Raw genomic sequence first — 16,368 nt, 5'->3', positions numbered from 1 at the left:
CTCAAAACCCGTAGCTTTATACTTCATGCAAAAGAAAACTGCTGTATAACCCCGCCCCAAGCAAGCCGGATTTTTTCCTATATGTAAATTGGGAGCGATCGCTTGTAAATCCTCATGTGAAGAACTCTGGCTATATCCAGTCTAATCAAGATGCGGCAGAGGATAATAACCAATAGGGACTAATAACAAGGACTTAAGCTAATGGTTGAAGAAAATGGATCGATTCGTACCCTATCGGTTGATATTGGCGGTAGTGGCGTTAAGGCTATGGTTTTGGATATTACGGGGAATCCTGTAACAGAAAGAGCGCGTTTAGATACACCCCAACCTGCTACACCAGAGGTTGTAATTAATGCAATTGTTGTGTTAGCAGCCGCTCAAGGTGAATTTCATCGCGTTTCGGTCGGTTTTCCCGGTGTGGTGCGGTCTGGAGTCACGGAAACTGCGGTAAACCTACATCCAGATTGGATTGGATTTGATTTGGAAACAGCATTATTAAAACACTTAAACAAGCCTGTACGGGTAATTAATGATGCAGACATGCAGGGGTTTGGTGCGATCGCAGGTAAAGGTGTGGAATTGGTGATTACTCTGGGTACGGGGTTTGGTTCAGCTTTATTTGTAGATGGTAAGCTAGTGCCGAATATGGAAATGGGACATCACCCGTTTCGCAAAGGAGAAACTTTTGAGCAGCAGTTGGGGCGTGCAGAGTTAGAAAAAATTGGCGAGAAAAGATGGAACAAGCGTTTAGAAAAAGCGATCGCATCCTTGGAACATCTGTTCAATTATGATTGCCTTTACATTGGCGGCGGTGAAGCTGTGAGAGTGAATTTACAGCTACCGTTAAATGTAAAACTCATCCCCAATATCACTGGTTTGTTAGGCGGTATTGCTTTGTGGCGAGATGAAAAAAGGTAAAAATTTTTTCAGTATCCACAACTGGGTGTATTAAGCGATGTCTTTGAGAGGCTACGCCTACGCACTTTTTATTAAAGTGTTTCTTTCTCAATATTTAAAACTTTTACAAAAATTAACACAGGTTAGGTAAGAGAATTGCACAGGCATGATGTTCAGTCCTACTGTGTACTTTTATCATGCAGTAATCTAAATTCTAGTTAAAATTCAAGACTGTGCAACAACGTTGTAGGGTTTTATTTTATTCAGGTCAAAATATGGGCTTTCCAAGAATACGACAAAGCAGATATTTAGGAATTCTCCTTGAATACTCCTAAAGCGAAGCTGATAAAACCAGATAATGCTGTGAAAATTAGCATGTATCTTACAAGATACAGCAGATTTCAAGTTGGTGAGATACACAAGCTAAGTCTGTTACTCAGGTATAAAGGGTGTTTTACTCCTGAATTCTGAATTTTGCTGTAACAGTAATTGATAAAACGTTTATAACCCCTTTGAGGGAAGACAAATTGTTTGGAATTAAGAGTTTATAATTATTGCCAAATGTTGGATTAATCAATACTTAAAAAATGACTCCTGAATCCAGTAGTATTTTTACTGGCAGTATAAATATGATAAGTAGGTCGGCGTAAATAGTTCTTGTTGGGATAAGGCAGGGGGCAGTTCTTGCTGGGAGCAGGGGGAGAAAGAGTTTGAGCCTTATTTACTTTTCTTCACACAGTTTGGTTTTATTGCACCGACTTATTTAAAAGCTATATCAGTATATTAAGGTAGATTCAAAGATAATTAGGCAAATTGTTTGATGTATTCCCAGATGATCATATAGTATGTTATTGTCTAAACCGTTGATTTAGATACCATATTTTCCAAGTTCATGGTTTGATTAAAGGTAAAAAAAGCACAAAACTAATGATATTAGTCTGATTAGATGGAATAGGAGGTGAGCAAATATGCTCATTAAAATATTATCTGAAAAAATTATTACATGACTTTTTATTTGGTCAGTATGTACTATCCCGCACAGCAGCAATGTTGTTGGTTAAAAGAAATATTGGTTGATGTAAAATGAACTACAATGACTGAAATTGGCCTGATGATGACGAGCGTGTTAACAATAAAACAAGCATCTGGAGCCAATTTGCCACAGCAGCAATTAGTTCAGATGGAGAATGACATAAACCAATCAAAACAGAGTCAGTTAGAGATAACTGCTCAAGTCACACCACCTGAATTCATGCAGACAGATGGGATTTCTCAGGCTTCTTCTTCAGCGATCGCACCAGAGAAAAAACATATACTTAAGAAAATCGCCAAAAAGAATCCGGGACTAGGTTCTTCTAACTTAGGTGAGTCTGATAAGTATTCTCAGTCTAGAGATCAAATCCGTGCAAAGGCTACAGGACGGTTCCAGAAGTTTAGTAGCCTACCTATGCCGACTCTTTCTTTCGGTAGCTCTGGTATTGCTGTCAGAGCCTTACAACGGTTGTTAGTGTCTAACGGTTATGCCGTTAGAGTGGATGGAATTTACGGCGCACTGACAGAGACTGCTGTCAAAGCCTTTCAAAATCAGCAGAATTTAGCAACGGATGGAGTAGTTGGTCAACGAACTTGGCGAGCGTTAACAATTTAGTCATTTGCCCATTGTTCTTAGTCATTTGTCTTTAGTCTTTAGCTAATGACAAATGACAAATGAGAAACTAACGGTATTTATGCTGTTCTAATAGCTGTTGCGCTCTTGGCTTGTAAATTAAATAGAATAAAGCCTCAAGATAACGCAACAAATCTTCCCGATTCTCTTTTGAGGTAAAGTTCCAGAAGCCATAAATCCGTGCTAATGATAACAGCTTGCTAGTATGGATTTTCCAAGTATAGGTGCTGTAAACTCGGTCAATTCCTCGCTGCGAAATTTCATTCCAATAGTTAGGATTTTGTTCGCATTTAGTGATAAAGTCCACAATTTTTGTGGCTGTCTCGTCTAAATTTGTTGGGTTAATCAAAAAGCCATTAATTTTATCTTGAATAATCTCCAGCGGCCCACCAAACTGTGTGGCAAAAGTCGGTAATCCTGAAACCATCGACTCTAAAATTGTCAACCCAAAAGCTTCAAATAAAGCTGGTTGTACAAAAATTCCCTGATGATCGGCAATGACTCGGTAAATTTCACCAGAATCAGTTTTAGTTAGGCGCACACCCAACCAACGAATTTTACCGTGGAGATTGTACTGGTCAATTATTTGGTAGAGTTTAATAATTTCGTTGCGTTCTTCGTTGTCATCTGATTCTTCAACGCGTAATTTACCCGCTACCAAAATTAAGTTGCAATGCTCTTGTAATTCTTTACTTTGACCATAAAATTCAGCTAAACCTGTGAGGTTTTTGATGTGGTCAAGACGCGCCATTGAGAAGAGAGGGCGCTTGTTAGGATCGTCTAGTTTGCCAAAGATTTGCGTGGGATCTTCCAGAGTAAAGAGCATTTCTGCAAGGCGTTGGCGATCGCTCTCCACTCGGTCTTTAGTACGCGTGTAGGGGAAGTAATTATTTTCGTTTACTCCAGGCGGTACGACATTAAATTTGGGACTAAATAATTCAATGCCATTGGTCACATGGTACAACTCCGGCATGGTGAAGCATTTATAAGACTCGTACTGTCCCACACTATCCGGTGTTCCCACAATTTCTTGGTAGGTGCTGCTAATCACAAAATTGGCAGCATTCATGGCAATCAAATCAGCTGTGAATTGCAAAGAAAAATGATATTTATCTTCTAATTCTTGCCAGTAGAGGTTGCTGAACAAGTATTTAGATTTTTCTAAAGCATGGGCAACATTGCATTGGGTAACTTTCAGGCGTCGCGCCAGCAAGAATGCTACTAAATTTCCATCAGTATAGTTTCCAACTATTAAGTCAGGTGTGCCGTGAAATTCTGCCCGTAGTTCTCTTTCTGAATCAATGGCGAAAGTTTCTAGATAAGGCCAAAACTCAAACCGAGAAATCCAGTTTTGAGTCATGTTAGGATTAAATTCCCGTAAAGGCACTCGCAAAATCCAGGCATTTTCGGTACCAAGGACTTTTTCTAGCCGTTGATTACATAGAGTACCATCACTATTGGGAATCAAGCGGGTGAGAATAATTACCTTTGGCTCGACATTCAATTTTTCTAAACCCGCAAGCAGGACATCTTCTTGTAGCTGCTTCTCTAGGCTCTTTGCCTGGTCAAGGACGTAAACTACCTGACCGCCAGTATCGGGACGACCCAACACTCCCTCTTGCCCAAACCAACCGTGAGCCGACACCAAGACGATTCTAAAAATCATCGGCACACGAGAAATGAAGGCTTCTAGAGTCTGAGGATCGGCAGAATCAATTAATTCATCGAGAATATTTAAAGTTTCCCGGACTCGCCCTGCGGTGTTACCCCAACCCGGCTCAAAACCCATTGACTGCAATTGGAACCGGAATTGTTCGTAGGGTTCATCTTCGGGACGATTATTAACAAAACCGATAGCTTTCTTAACTTGCTCGGAAAGTTGCTGCTGTGATTGTATGCGATCATTAATCAGCAGTTGCACACCGTTGTAGTGGTGCAGGCGCAAGAAATTAAATAAGCTGTCCAGCAATTGTTTGGAGTCTTGAAAGATTTTGCTGGATAGATAGCGGTTGAGAAATTGTACTCCCTTACCAATATTTTTGGGGTCGCGGATGACTGGGGTGTAGTCATAAAACGGGCCAAAGTCCAATTCTAACAAGTCGCCCTCGTTAGGATGATATTTATTCACCAAGCGATCGCGCAGATCGAGCAAATCCTGCACAGTCATTGGCTCAATGCTTAAGTCTGATGTCAACCAATAAACTTCTTGGCTGGCAATCTTAGAACGGATAATGAAACAAAAGTTTGAGTCCTCCTGAATAATTTCTTGAGTATAGTAAATCAGTTTGCCTAACTCAGAGGAAGTGTAAAATTCCTCTGGTTTCTGGGACTTTGAGCAATACTCACTATATACATTGAGTATGTCGTTCCGCAGCAAGTATTTCTTTTCTTGTTGGCGTAATTCACTAAGAAAGGAACGCAAATCACTTCTTTCTTCACTATCTAAGACTGCTTGAAGCAATTCAGACATGGCAACTCCATTAAATGACGATGTTTGCATTGTTGACTTTCAAGGCAAGGCCAATAAGCCTCCACCTTTTGTTAAACCACATATAAACACGAAATAACACAGATAAATTGTATTTATCTGTGTACCTACAAATATCAACTTTTCAGCAGGCACTTAAATCGTGTTCTTCTTTACTTAAAGTATCTATGACTCAGTATTTTTGACTCTGACTAAAGGAATACAATTTTTATTTCTTTTGATAGATGTTATTAAATAACTGTATAACAATTTGGGCACAATTTGTCACGCCCTCAACTGCTTGATGTAATCTTTATAATATCATTTAAGGGAACAGCATACAAGTCTACATTTGGACGACGATCGCCACCAAAACTTCTGGATCAATGGGTTTGGCGACGTGACGTTGAAATCCGGTTGCGATCGCTTGCTGCTGATCTAATTCTCCGGCATAAGCTGTTAAGGCAATAGCGGGAATTTGTCCCCCTTGCTGAGGTGGGAGGGCGCGAATTTGTCGGATTAGCATATAACCATCCATCTCTGGCATCCCAATGTCACTGATGATGATGTTAGGGATGGATTGAGTAAATGCTTGCAGTGCATCAGCCCCAGATGCAACAGCAGTGACGATCGCGCCATGTTGCTCTAGAACAAAAGCGATGAACTCCCGCGAGTCTGTTTCATCATCGACGACTAAAATGTGAATGCCGCTCAAATCACTCTCCTTAACGGGTGATTGTTTTAAGGTTGGTGCTTCAGTTAATTGAGGTGCAAGGGGAATTTGAACTGTGAATGTTGCTCCTAGCTCAACACCAGGACTGTCTACTGTAACCGTTCCGCCGTGCATCTCAACAATTTGGCGCACGATGGCCAGCCCTAACCCTAGCCCGCCAAATTTGCGGGTGGTTGCACCATCTTCTTGCCGGAAATGCTCAAACACGTAGGGCAGAAAATCGGCACGAATTCCTTTTCCAGTGTCGGTGATTTGAATTTGGGCGTGATTTTCAGCTTGAGATAGTGCAATTGTGACTTGCCCCCCAAAAGGAGTAAACTTCACGGCATTCGACAGAAGATTCCACACAACCTGCTGCAATCGTCCTGCATCCCCAACTACCACTCCCAGAATCGGCAAGACGGTTGTCTGAATTTGGATTAATTTAGCTTCTGCGGCTAGCCGAACCGTTTCTAGCGCGGCACAGATTACTGCATTCAGGTCAATGGGTGAGGTTGATAAGCTCATTTTGCCGCTCAGAATTCGGGAGATGTCTAGCAAGTCATCAATCAGTTGCACTTGGAGTTGGGCGTTGCGCTCAATGGTGGCAAGCGCAGTAGTTGTTTTTGTAGCATCCAGCTTTTTCTGCTGCAACAGTTTTGACCATCCCAGAATTGGATTCAGGGGAGTACGCAACTCATGGGAAAGAACCGCCAGAAACTCATCTTTAATGCGATTACTTTGATCTAAAGCTTCGGCGCGTGCCTGTAGCTCTGCAACTAGGCGCGATCGTTCTAAAGCAGCAGCGACTTGATTGGCAATCGTTTGCATGAGGTCGAGTTCGTCGGGAGTAAAGCGATCGCGTTGACGAGTTCCCAGCCCCAGAGTGCCCAAGACGCGATCGCCCACAATCAGCGGATGACAGACATAAGCTCTGATACCGATTGACTGAACTCGAACAGCAAGTGGATCGGTCGTTGAGAGCGCATTTTCAATGATAGCTGGCAAGCGATGTTGCACCACATAACCACCCACCCCCTGCCCTAACTCCAAAAATTGAGCGGATAAAGCAATATCCTCTGAGATGCCCCCAGAGGTGTGTAGCTGAAGGCGTTGCTGATCTTCTTCAAACAAGTAATTAAAGTAAACTTCAAGTCCCAAATGAGTCGAAACCTTTTCAAACAAACTCGCTAAAAATGCCTTGGGATCTTCGTTGAGCAAGAGATCATTGGCGACCTGTGAAAGCAGTGTGAGTCGTTCGTTGCTGGCTTTGACAGTCGCTTCAATTTGTTTGCGATCGGTGATGTCTCGACAGGTAATCACTCCGCCTGTAACTTTGCGACTCATATCCATGACGGGAAAACCACTGATACTGACCCACCGCCCTTCAAAAGCCGCAGCGCGACGCACAAAGACTTCTACATCGTTGGCGTATTCTCCTTGCATTGCTCGATATAGCGGCAGTTGTTCATCGGGGAAGAGTGTTTGTCGATCTGATAAAAATAGTCCGTAGGTTCTCGACCATTCATCACACGATCGCTCATTCGATAGCCGACCAAAGATTCTTTCAGCCGCTTGATTAAACAGCACAAACTCGCCCTGTGGGTTTGCCAGAATCAAACCATCGCCAATACTGTCCAGAATGACTTGCATTAACTTTGTTTGTTCTTGCAAGGCTTGTTCCGACTGTTTGCGATCAGTAATATCTCGCGTCACACCTGCCACCGCTTCTACTGCGCCATTTATGTCCAAAAGCGGGACGAAAATGTATTCATAAGCCCGCGTGCCAAATGCACTTGTATAGGGCGTTTCATCTCTGAGCGGTTGGCGCGTCTCAATGACTTGCTGAATCTGATTTTGAAGCCGGGTTGCTAAATCGGTTGGATAATCCAGGTCAAAAAAGTTTTTGCCGAGGGCTTGTGCCGACTTTTTCTGTAAGAGGTCAAGCAACGGCTGATTGATGTAAGTGAACCGTCCAGACAGATCGAATGTATAAATAAAATCGGTTACGGAAGAGGCGATCGCGTCAAACTTTCGCAGTTGTCGTTCGAGTTCGGCGGAAATCTGTCGCCAAGCGGATTCGGCTTGTTTGCGTTCAGTAATGTCTGCCAATGCCCCAGGAAAAGCGATCGCTTTGCCATCAGCAGCATATTCAACGCGACCGCGTGCCGCAACCCAGCGCTCCTCGCCCACCGCCGTATAAATGCGGTACTCACTTACGTATTCTTCGCCGGTTTCAATCGCTTGGTTAATGGCTGCAACCACTTGTGGGCGGTCTTCTTCGTGCATCGCCTGTATAAATAGTTCAATTGGTAAGCCGGTCGTCGCCTTGGCTGAGTCAACGCCAAACAAGTGAGCAAAGGCTGCATTCACGATCACCAGATTATCGGGAATCTTCCACCGCCATGTGTAAATCGCTCCTGCCGCTAAAGCGGACTCCCATTGCACATAGGCTTCCCGTAGGTCAGCTTCGGCAATTTTGCGATCGGTAATATCGAGTGAAATCCCGACCATCCGCTCAGGATTGCCCGCCTCATCGTCAATTATACAACCCCGAACGAGTACCCAGTGCGTGCTGCGATCGTTCCAAACGGTGCGGTACTCCACATTGTAATCGGTGCGGTTGGTAATCGAGTCTTGAATTGCCGCTTTTACCCAAGTGCGATCCTCTGGATGAATCCGCTCCATCAGAACTTGGTGCGAGAAATCAGCCTCAATGGGTAGACCATAGTTAACTTTGCACTGGTCAGAAGTAGACAGAACGTTTGTCTTGAGATCAAATTGCCAAGAGCCGAGTTTGCTGGTCTTAAGGATAAGTTGAAGCTGCTGTTCACTGACTTGCAGTTGTTCGTTGACCTGCCTTAACTCCTGCGCTCTGGCATAGATTTCCATCTCCATCTGCTCGCTGCGAGTCTGGAGTGATTGATTCAGATGACGCTGCTCATCTCGCTGCTGCTGCACCCGCACCAACTCTGTGACATCTTCGGCTCGGTGAATAATATGCGTCATCTCACCATTTTCACCAAAGACTGGCGAGTTGGTTACCATCCAGTACCGCTCCTCAAAGCCACCCCCTTCTGATTGCGGGCGGCGAATGTCATACTTCTGCACTGCCATCGTGTGAGGCAAGCGATCCTTGATTACATTAGACAACGAGGCACGTAAATTCTGAACGCCGTTCGCATTCGGATCATCGGGATTGTCTGGAAAAACTTCAAAAAAAGGACGACCAACGACCTGTTCTCGTTTTGTCTTCGTTGCCCGGAAGTAAGCATCATTTCCCGCGACAATCACAAAGTCGAGTGAGTAGACGATATACAATCCCGGTATCGATTCAAATAAGGTTTGAAAATTCAGCATCCATTCCCTCGCTCATCCTTCGCCAAAGTAATCGAGCAGTAGGGATTGAGGACTCGTTCGATAGGCTGAAACGAGGCTAAAACCCTCTTGCCTTCTGCCTCCTGTCTTATCCTAACGACAGATGTTTCTTATATACATTATTTTGTTATAAGATAAGCTAATCAATTATAGTAGCTTTGCAATTTTTCCAAGTCTATAAAGCTATAAGTGACATATCCTTGTTAAAGTGATGGTTATGAGTGTTCACACCACGCAATCTACCCTTTACAGTAGTATACATATTAATATGAAATTACTTAGGGCGAACGATGGGACTCGAACCCACGAATGGTGGTACCACAAACCACTGCCTTAACCACTTGGCTACGCTCGCCATTCAACAATTTGAATTATAGCAATAATTTGGCAAGCGATCAAGAATTTTTTTTTTAGGAACGGACTCAGTTAATTTAGAGTCTCCAAAATCTAACAATTATAATGAATTTTTGGCAAACATGAAACCCTTAACGATCATTGCATATACTGGAGCAGCAGCAGGACTCGCCGCCTTGGGTGTGACAATGGCGAACACCAATCCCAGTCAGGTTGAGTATGAAGAATATGCAGTACAACGACTGACAGAATACTTAAAAACCGATGTATGCAAAAAAACTACCAATTTTATAGAAAATTTAATCCGTTTTAATTGTGATAAGTTGGTTGACTCAGCTAACCCGCAAATCCAAGAAATTCTTTCTAAGACTACAGAAAGACAAAATTATATTATTTTTAGTATTTACCGTACAGATTTAAAAATAAACTCTTGGATACCCTCTTACAAATTTGAAACTGTGGGAGCTTTTAATCAATTTTATACTTACACTGCCGAAAAACAGTAAGGAGCAGGGGGAGCAGAAGCTGATAGTCAATTTAATTTTTGGAGTTCCCTATAAAAGTGATTAAAAATACTTCTATTTAGTATTTGATAATAGTTTCAATAATCACCTGAGTACTTATTACCACCAGCTTAATATTAAGTAAGATATGATAATTAGTCACTGAGAGTTAAAGCTTTGCCGATGTCATCTGCCTATCTGCTAGTATCTCACGGAAGCCGCGATCGCCGCCCAGAAATTGCTATGCAGCAACTAGCAAAGCTGGTACATAACAAATTGTCAGAAAACCATAATGGATTAAATAACGAACATCAGGTTGGTATAGCTGCTTTGGAAATGAATCCTCAGCCTTTACACGAGCAGATTCAACAATTTGCCAAGAGCGCTTTTGGCGATGCCTGGGTTGGACTACGCCAAAGTAAACTATCTCAAAACCAGAATCGGATCAAAATTGTACCGCTATTTCTGCTGCCGGGAGTGCATGTAATGACAGATATTCCCGCCGAAGTAGCACTAGCACAACAGGCTATTGGTCAGGATATCATAATTGAGTTGCAACCATACTTAGGCTCTCACCCCAATTTAGAGAAATTGCTGGCCAAGCAAATAGCTATTATAAAAGCAGAAGCATGGATTTTCTTAGCTCATGGTAGCCGTCGCCCAGGTTCTAAAGAAACTGTGGAATCAATGGCAGCGAGTTTACCAGCAGTGACTGCTTATTGGTCTGTCCCTCCTAGTTTAGAATCACGAGTGAAAGAGTTGGTAGCTGCTGGTTATAAAGAAATTGCAATTTTGCCATACTTTTTATTCGCTGGTGGAATAACTGATGCGATCGCAGCCTCAATAGAGGAGCTAAAATCACAATTTTCTGCGGTGAATTTCCAATTGGCAGAGCCATTGGGAGCAAGTGCAGAATTAGCCGAGCTAATTTGGGATTTAACAGATAGATGAACCGCATAGAAAAACAGGAGAACAAGTATTTGGGAAAGGTTTATTTAGTAGGTGCGGGGCCAGGAGATCCGGGACTAATTACCTTGAAGGCAAAAGCTTTATTGGAATGTGCAGATGTAGTTATCTATGATGCTTTAGTGAGTCCGGCAATTCTGGCAATGATTAATCCCCAAGCCGAGCATATTAATGCTGGTAAGCGGAGGGGGAAACATTCGCTGTTCCAAGAAGAAACAACTCAATTGCTGATTGAGAAAGCGCAGGATCATGCAATTGTGGTGCGGTTAAAGGGTGGTGATCCTTTTATTTTTGGTCGCGGTGGCGAAGAGATGGAAGAATTAGTCAATGCGGGAATATCAACGGAAGTTGTGCCCGGTATTACATCGGGTATTGCAGCCGCAGCTTATGCAGGTATTCCATTGACTCATCGGCTATATAGTTCTTCAGTTACATTTGTGACTGGTCACGAGGCGGCGGGTAAGTATAGACCGAAAGTGGATTGGAATGCGATCGCGCACGGTTCCGAAACCATTGTAATTTATATGGGAATTCACAATCTGCCTTATATTGTGGAACAGTTAAGTGCCGCCGACTTGAATTTAGAAACGCCCATTGCTTTAGTGCGCTGGGGTACGCGTCTAGAACAAGAAGAATTGATTGGTACTTTAGAAACAATTGTAGAGCAGGTAGAGCAAACTGGATTTGGTGCGCCTGCGATCGCAGTCATTGGACAAGTAGTGAAGATGCACAGTATTTTATCTAGTTGTCGTCCAGTTTGATGGTTGGTTTGAAGGTTGTCCAACATCAGGCTAAGATTCATAGCACATTCAGTAGACCGAAAAGTTTTCCAGAAGCCTTACCAGTCCTTGATTTCCGCTTGGGAATACCAGGAGCCGAAATCAGCTTGTAATCTGCGTTTCAAGAACTTTTGTTCTAGGTGGACTTCAGATATTTCTATGCCGAAACAATCGATAGTGGTAATCGTTTAACTGGGCAGAGTGATACTTACATGTCTGTTAATGGTCAGAGTCTAGGTTTTAGAGAAGAACGTGATACAAGGGGCAACAACAATGATTTTTCTGTAGACTGCAAATAGTCGCAAAATGGTCATCATTCAGCGTCAAATTACTGTTAATATATACTACGGTTAGTACTCGTAAGTCTTTTGTTTGGAGGATTTGGGTATGACTTCCACATCAAATGAAAAAGCAAGGATTATCCGCACCGAACGAGGGCTGACGATCGCTGGAACACGCATCACAATTTACGATGTTATGGATCATCTCAAAGCAGGATGGGCATCGAAACTAATCCCGAACTGGCTGCCTTTGACGGAAGAACAACTTGACGCTGCACTCTCCTACATTGACACTAATCGTACTGAAGTGGAAGCAGAGTATCAAACTGTTCTACAGGAAGCCCAAGAGATGCGAGAATATTGGGAAGAGAAAAATCGCGATCGGCTGGCAGAAATTGCAAAGATGCCGCCAAAACCAGGACAGGAAAAAATTTATGCTAAACTCCAAGCCTGGAAAGCAAAGCTTGGATTCACTGGATGATTGTGTTGGTTGACTATAACCTGAAGGGCTACGTCGTTCTTCTACAAGGAACCTTAGCTGCTGAGGGTTGGCTCGATCATTTGTCGATTAGCTTTGTGATGTTAGAAGAGGTTGGATTAGCCGTTGATAGCAATGATCGAGTCATCTGGCAGTTCGCGCAAGCTAACCAAATGCTTCTGTTAACCGCAAATCGAAATGCAAAAGGCAAGGATTCATTGGAGCAAACAATTCGTGAAGAGGGTACACCAACATCGCTACCTGTGATCACAATTGGAAGTCTTGAGCGACTCATAGAACGAGAGTATCGAGAGCAATGTAGTGCCCGTCTTGCTGACATTGTGCTGTACATTGAGAACTACTTGGGCGTGAGTCGGCTTTTCATTCCATAAAGGCTATCCGTTAATTGCAATACAGTTCAGGTAGAGCAAACTGGATTTGGTGCTCCTGCGATCGCAGTCATTGGACAAGTAGTAAATATGCACAGTATTTTGTCTAGTTGTCGTCCAGTTTGATGGTTCGCGTAAATGTGAAATCCACTCTCTTTAAGTTTCTCGAATCCAAAATGCCAATCCTCCAGCCCGACCACGAGCTGCAATAAAATCTTCCGTCACCAAAAAAAAGCCAAAGAAAGGGAGTTTAGCTATGGGCTGGTTGTAGAAATCTTCTGCTTGAATACCAGAACCCATTGGTCTGTTATAAACAACACGACCAAACAGACTAATAAGCATTTGGTTAAAGTCAAACGCCAATAAATTTTTCTTACTTAAATATTGCACTGGCCCCGTGAGGTTCAACAAAACTGGGCCAAATTCAACCTGATTACTAATTTCGCCCCTGTCTGAATTCTGTTCCAAAATGGCATTAAAGGAAACATGGATTGTTATAAATTTGGGTACATATAAACCCTTACCTAATAAAATTCCGCCGCGTTCTTTGACTTTCTTAGTGCCAGTGGCAAAGCAAAGTTGCCATTTGCCCAGAAGAGACTCAAACGGATAAGTTAACCGTTCCTGCTTGGTAGATTTTTCTGCTTGTAGTAACGCATTTACTAATATTTCAGCACTAGGGGGTGTGCCTTCCTGTTCTTGATAGGCAGCCGCAGCTTGGGATAGCACACTCACAAAGTCAAATGTCGCTTTAGATGTCAAATTAGCTGTCATAATTTAACTATTTATTTACTTTTCTGATAGATTGTACCGTTATAGGGAGTAGCACAAGAGAATTGGGAAGAGGTATTTTCATGGTTGATTGTCAGCTTTTTTCGGGATAGAGCCTCTTTCATGAGGTAGATTGATTCTCTTAAGTAGGATTAAGGCGGGCTGTGGTAAGGGTTTAAGCCGCCGCTACCTCCCCTACAAAATACAGTGCGTCCAAAGCTTTGGCTCTTGTTAATGACCAAATTCTGTGACAATGGTTAACAATCTGACAACTAAGGTCATGTGGAAAAATTAACGCGAAACCTAACCCCCTTCCCTAATAGGGAATCGGGAGAATTACAAGTCTCTCAACAACAAGAGAGAGCAGGAGTGAGGTTTTCTAAATCCCGTGAAAAGTCAGGGTTAACAATAAGCCGGATACTGAATCTAAGGTACTCATGAGCCAGAGTTTTCAAAACAGCCCTTTGCCACGCAAACCCGTTCAATCATATTTCCATTGGTTATACGCTTTCTGGAAATTCTCTCGTCCTCACACGATTATTGGTACAAGTCTGAGTGTGTTAGGTTTGTATTTTATTGCCATTGCAATTAGTAATAGTACTGTTTCCCTATTCCCTACTCCCCATTCCCTAACGCCACTTGCTCGACTTGGGGAGACCCCAAGACCGCAGTGGCTCTTCCCTGTTTTAGGGGCATGGATTGCTTGTCTGTGTGGCAATGTCTACATTGTGGGGCTGAATCAATTAGAAGATGTTGATATTGACAAGATTAATAAGCCTCATTTACCGTTGGCGTCAGGTGAGTTTTCCCAACAGACGGGGCAATTAATTGTTGCTTTTACTGGGATTTTGGCGCTAGTTGTGGCGTGGCTAACTGGGCCATTCTTATTTGGCATGGTAGCAATTAGTTTGGCCATTGGTACTGCTTATTCTTTACCGCCAATTCGCTTGAAACAGTTTCCATTTTGGGCAGCACTATGCATTTTTTCGGTGCGCGGTACGATTGTTAATTTAGGGTTGTATTTGCACTATAGTTGGGTGCTGAAACAAAGCCAAGTAATTCCGCCCGTGGTGTGGGTGCTGACGTTATTTATCTTGGTGTTTACCTTTGCGATCGCAATCTTTAAAGATATACCAGATATGGAAGGCGATCGCCTCTATAATATCTCTACTTTCACTATCAAACTCGGAGCGCAAGCTGTGTTTAGTCTAGCTCTTTGGGTGATAACTGCCTGCTATCTGGGGATAATTTTAGTTGGTGTGCTACGTCTGTCCTCAATTAACCCGATATTTTTGGTAATTACTCATTTAGCCCTGCTAGTTTGGATGTGGTTGCGGAGTTTGGCAGTAGACTTACAAGATAAAAGTGCGATCGCTCAATTCTACCAATTTATCTGGAAACTATTTTTTATCGAATACCTGATTTTTCCTATCGCCTGTCTTTTGGCTTAGACAATGCTAGAAACCTTTCCTACTAGTTCTATTATCGCTGCTGTTGTAGTTGTTCTTAGTCTGTCAATTCTTGGCTATTTTGCTTGGAAAACTTTGATTACCTCAGACTTATTTCAAAAAGGGATTAATCTTTCTCAAGCCAAAGATTACCAAGGTGCAGAAGCAGCGTTTCGTAAAGTGATTTCCCTCAACTCTACTAATGATGTGGTGCGCTTGTTTTTGGGAGATGTTTTAAACCAACAAGGTCAAATAGAAGAAGCAACAGAATTATTCCGGGAAGTGATTCGCCGCAGTCCCAAAAATCCTGACGCTTACTTGCGTCTGGCAAATATTCTCATGCAGCAAGAGCGAGAAGATGAAGCTAAAACTAACCTGCTACAAGCTAAAGATTTATTGCAAAAACAACGCCAACCTGAAAAAGCTAAAAAAATAACTCAACTGTTAGATAAAATGAGTAATAAGTTAAGTCAGAATTGCGGAGATTAAATTTTCCTGTTCCTTCTCCTAATTTTTTTACCATTCCCCTCTTAATGGGGAGAATGGCTTTTGTTTTGCAATTTACCAGTGTCTACCGTAACTGTATCCGCAATTTTCGCAAGTTTGACCACTTCCTTCATAGCCCTTAAAATTGCAATGTGATGTGCTATAAGCTCCCTAGTCACAATGCATTGATAGGAGAAAACTTTGATGATTTTAAAATATTATCTTTTTGCAAACATTATAGTTACCGATACAGGTAAGGGAATTAGCGCTGAGTTTTTGCCATTCGTGTTTGATTACTTCCGCCAAGCAGATAGCACCTCTACGAGAAATTTTGGTGGATTAGGACTGGGATTGGCAATTGTGCGTAATATCATCGAGATACATGGCGGCATTGTCAAAGCAGAGAAGAGGGAGGCTTTAGACCCAATTTTTCGGTAAACCAAGCAGGTAAAGTAATAAAAATGCTGAAAAACAAGAATGTCCTGGTAGCAGCTATTATCTGCTTGTGTTTGAGTAATGGGAATAGTGCCTTTGGTAAAAATGTTGGCGTTGTTTTATCAAAAATTCATGATGCACGGTCCGCAGTTCCTCAGAGCAAAAACGCAGTTGCTAAATTCGAGCAAGGAACCAATCTTTACAAACAAGGAGATTTCAAAGGAGCTGAGGCGGCTTTTCGGAAAGCAATTGAACTAGAACCGAACTTTGCCCAAGCTTATATTGCTTTGGCAAATACTCTCGACGATCAAGGTAAACCACAAGAAGCGATCGCACATTACAAAAAAGCCATTAGCCT

13 protein-coding genes, 1 tRNA gene and 2 pseudogenes are annotated in these 16,368 nt (G+C 42.5%); 12 read left to right on the top strand and 4 right to left on the bottom strand.

Annotated features, from left to right (window positions below):
- Nucleotides 1–201: 201 nt before the first annotated feature.
- Nucleotides 202–918: an ROK family protein gene (locus tag ACFE90_RS07075; protein ID WP_375499045.1), complete on the top strand. Its 717-nt coding sequence runs from the start codon at nt 202–204 to the stop codon at nt 916–918.
- Between the two features lie 1,072 nt (nt 919–1,990).
- Nucleotides 1,991–2,545: a peptidoglycan-binding protein gene (locus ACFE90_RS07070; RefSeq protein ID WP_375499043.1), complete on the top strand. Its 555-nt coding sequence runs from the start codon at nt 1,991–1,993 to the stop codon at nt 2,543–2,545.
- A gap of 67 nt (nt 2,546–2,612) precedes the next feature.
- Here ACFE90_RS07070 and ACFE90_RS07065 read toward each other — a convergent pair whose 3' ends face one another.
- From ACFE90_RS07065 to ACFE90_RS07055, 3 genes are all read right to left on the bottom strand, one after another.
- Nucleotides 2,613–5,033, bottom strand: a complete 2,421-nt coding sequence (locus tag ACFE90_RS07065) for a sucrose synthase (RefSeq protein ID WP_375499073.1) — start codon at nt 5,031–5,033, stop codon at nt 2,613–2,615.
- A 343-nt stretch (nt 5,034–5,376) separates the two neighbouring features.
- The gene (locus tag ACFE90_RS07060; RefSeq protein ID WP_375499041.1) at nt 5,377–9,102 is read right to left on the bottom strand and encodes a PAS domain S-box protein; all 3,726 of its coding nucleotides are present in this window, start codon (nt 9,100–9,102) and stop codon (nt 5,377–5,379) included.
- Nucleotides 9,103–9,402: 300 nt separating this feature from the next.
- A tRNA-His gene (locus tag ACFE90_RS07055) sits at nt 9,403–9,475 on the bottom strand.
- Between the two features lie 121 nt (nt 9,476–9,596).
- Here ACFE90_RS07055 and ACFE90_RS07050 point away from each other — a divergent pair.
- From ACFE90_RS07050 to ACFE90_RS07025, 6 genes and pseudogenes are all read left to right on the top strand, one after another.
- Nucleotides 9,597–9,980, top strand: a complete 384-nt coding sequence (locus ACFE90_RS07050) for a DUF4359 domain-containing protein (RefSeq protein WP_375499039.1) — start codon at nt 9,597–9,599, stop codon at nt 9,978–9,980.
- A gap of 180 nt (nt 9,981–10,160) precedes the next feature.
- Nucleotides 10,161–10,928, top strand: coding sequence for a sirohydrochlorin chelatase (locus ACFE90_RS07045; protein WP_375499037.1), 768 nt, complete (start codon nt 10,161–10,163; stop codon nt 10,926–10,928).
- Entirely contained in the window at nt 10,925–11,704 is a 780-nt protein-coding gene (gene cobA, locus ACFE90_RS07040; RefSeq protein WP_375499035.1) for a uroporphyrinogen-III C-methyltransferase, read from the top strand. Before ACFE90_RS07045 ends, cobA begins: the two co-directional genes overlap by 4 nt.
- Nucleotides 11,705–12,109: 405 nt before the next feature.
- Nucleotides 12,110–12,484, top strand: a complete 375-nt coding sequence (locus ACFE90_RS07035) for a DUF433 domain-containing protein (RefSeq protein ID WP_375499033.1) — start codon at nt 12,110–12,112, stop codon at nt 12,482–12,484.
- On the top strand, nt 12,481–12,873 hold the full coding sequence (locus ACFE90_RS07030) for an ACP S-malonyltransferase (RefSeq protein WP_375499031.1): 393 nt from the start codon (nt 12,481–12,483) through the stop codon (nt 12,871–12,873). The genes ACFE90_RS07035 and ACFE90_RS07030 overlap by 4 nt, the downstream gene beginning before the upstream one ends.
- A gap of 27 nt (nt 12,874–12,900) precedes the next feature.
- A pseudogene (locus ACFE90_RS07025) lies at nt 12,901–12,996 on the top strand (uroporphyrin-III C-methyltransferase); the annotation flags it as partial.
- A 30-nt stretch (nt 12,997–13,026) separates the two neighbouring features.
- Here the strand turns inward: ACFE90_RS07025 and ACFE90_RS07020 are convergent.
- The gene (locus tag ACFE90_RS07020) at nt 13,027–13,644 is read right to left on the bottom strand and encodes a hypothetical protein (protein WP_375499029.1); all 618 of its coding nucleotides are present in this window, start codon (nt 13,642–13,644) and stop codon (nt 13,027–13,029) included.
- 434 nt (nt 13,645–14,078) lie between these two features.
- Between ACFE90_RS07020 and ACFE90_RS07015 the strand changes: the two genes are divergently transcribed.
- The 4 genes and pseudogenes from ACFE90_RS07015 to ACFE90_RS07000 all read left to right on the top strand — a co-directional run.
- Nucleotides 14,079–15,092: a homogentisate phytyltransferase gene (locus ACFE90_RS07015; protein WP_375499027.1), complete on the top strand. Its 1,014-nt coding sequence runs from the start codon at nt 14,079–14,081 to the stop codon at nt 15,090–15,092.
- Nucleotides 15,093–15,095: 3 nt separating this feature from the next.
- A complete protein-coding gene (locus ACFE90_RS07010) occupies nt 15,096–15,578 on the top strand; it encodes a tetratricopeptide repeat protein (RefSeq protein WP_375499025.1) in 483 nt (160 codons plus the stop codon).
- 222 nt (nt 15,579–15,800) lie between these two features.
- Nucleotides 15,801–15,980, top strand: a pseudogene (locus ACFE90_RS07005) (ATP-binding protein); the annotation flags it as partial.
- 56 nt (nt 15,981–16,036) lie between these two features.
- Nucleotides 16,037–16,368, top strand: a 332-nt coding sequence (locus ACFE90_RS07000; RefSeq protein ID WP_375499023.1) for a tetratricopeptide repeat protein, incomplete at its 3' end; no start/stop codon positions are given.

It is taken from the genome of uncultured Nostoc sp. (assembly GCF_964245445.1).
Taxonomy (GTDB): domain Bacteria; phylum Cyanobacteriota; class Cyanobacteriia; order Cyanobacteriales; family Nostocaceae; genus Nostoc.
The sequence above is the reverse complement of the archived record's forward strand: the minus strand, read 5'-3'. Positions and strand labels throughout refer to the sequence as shown.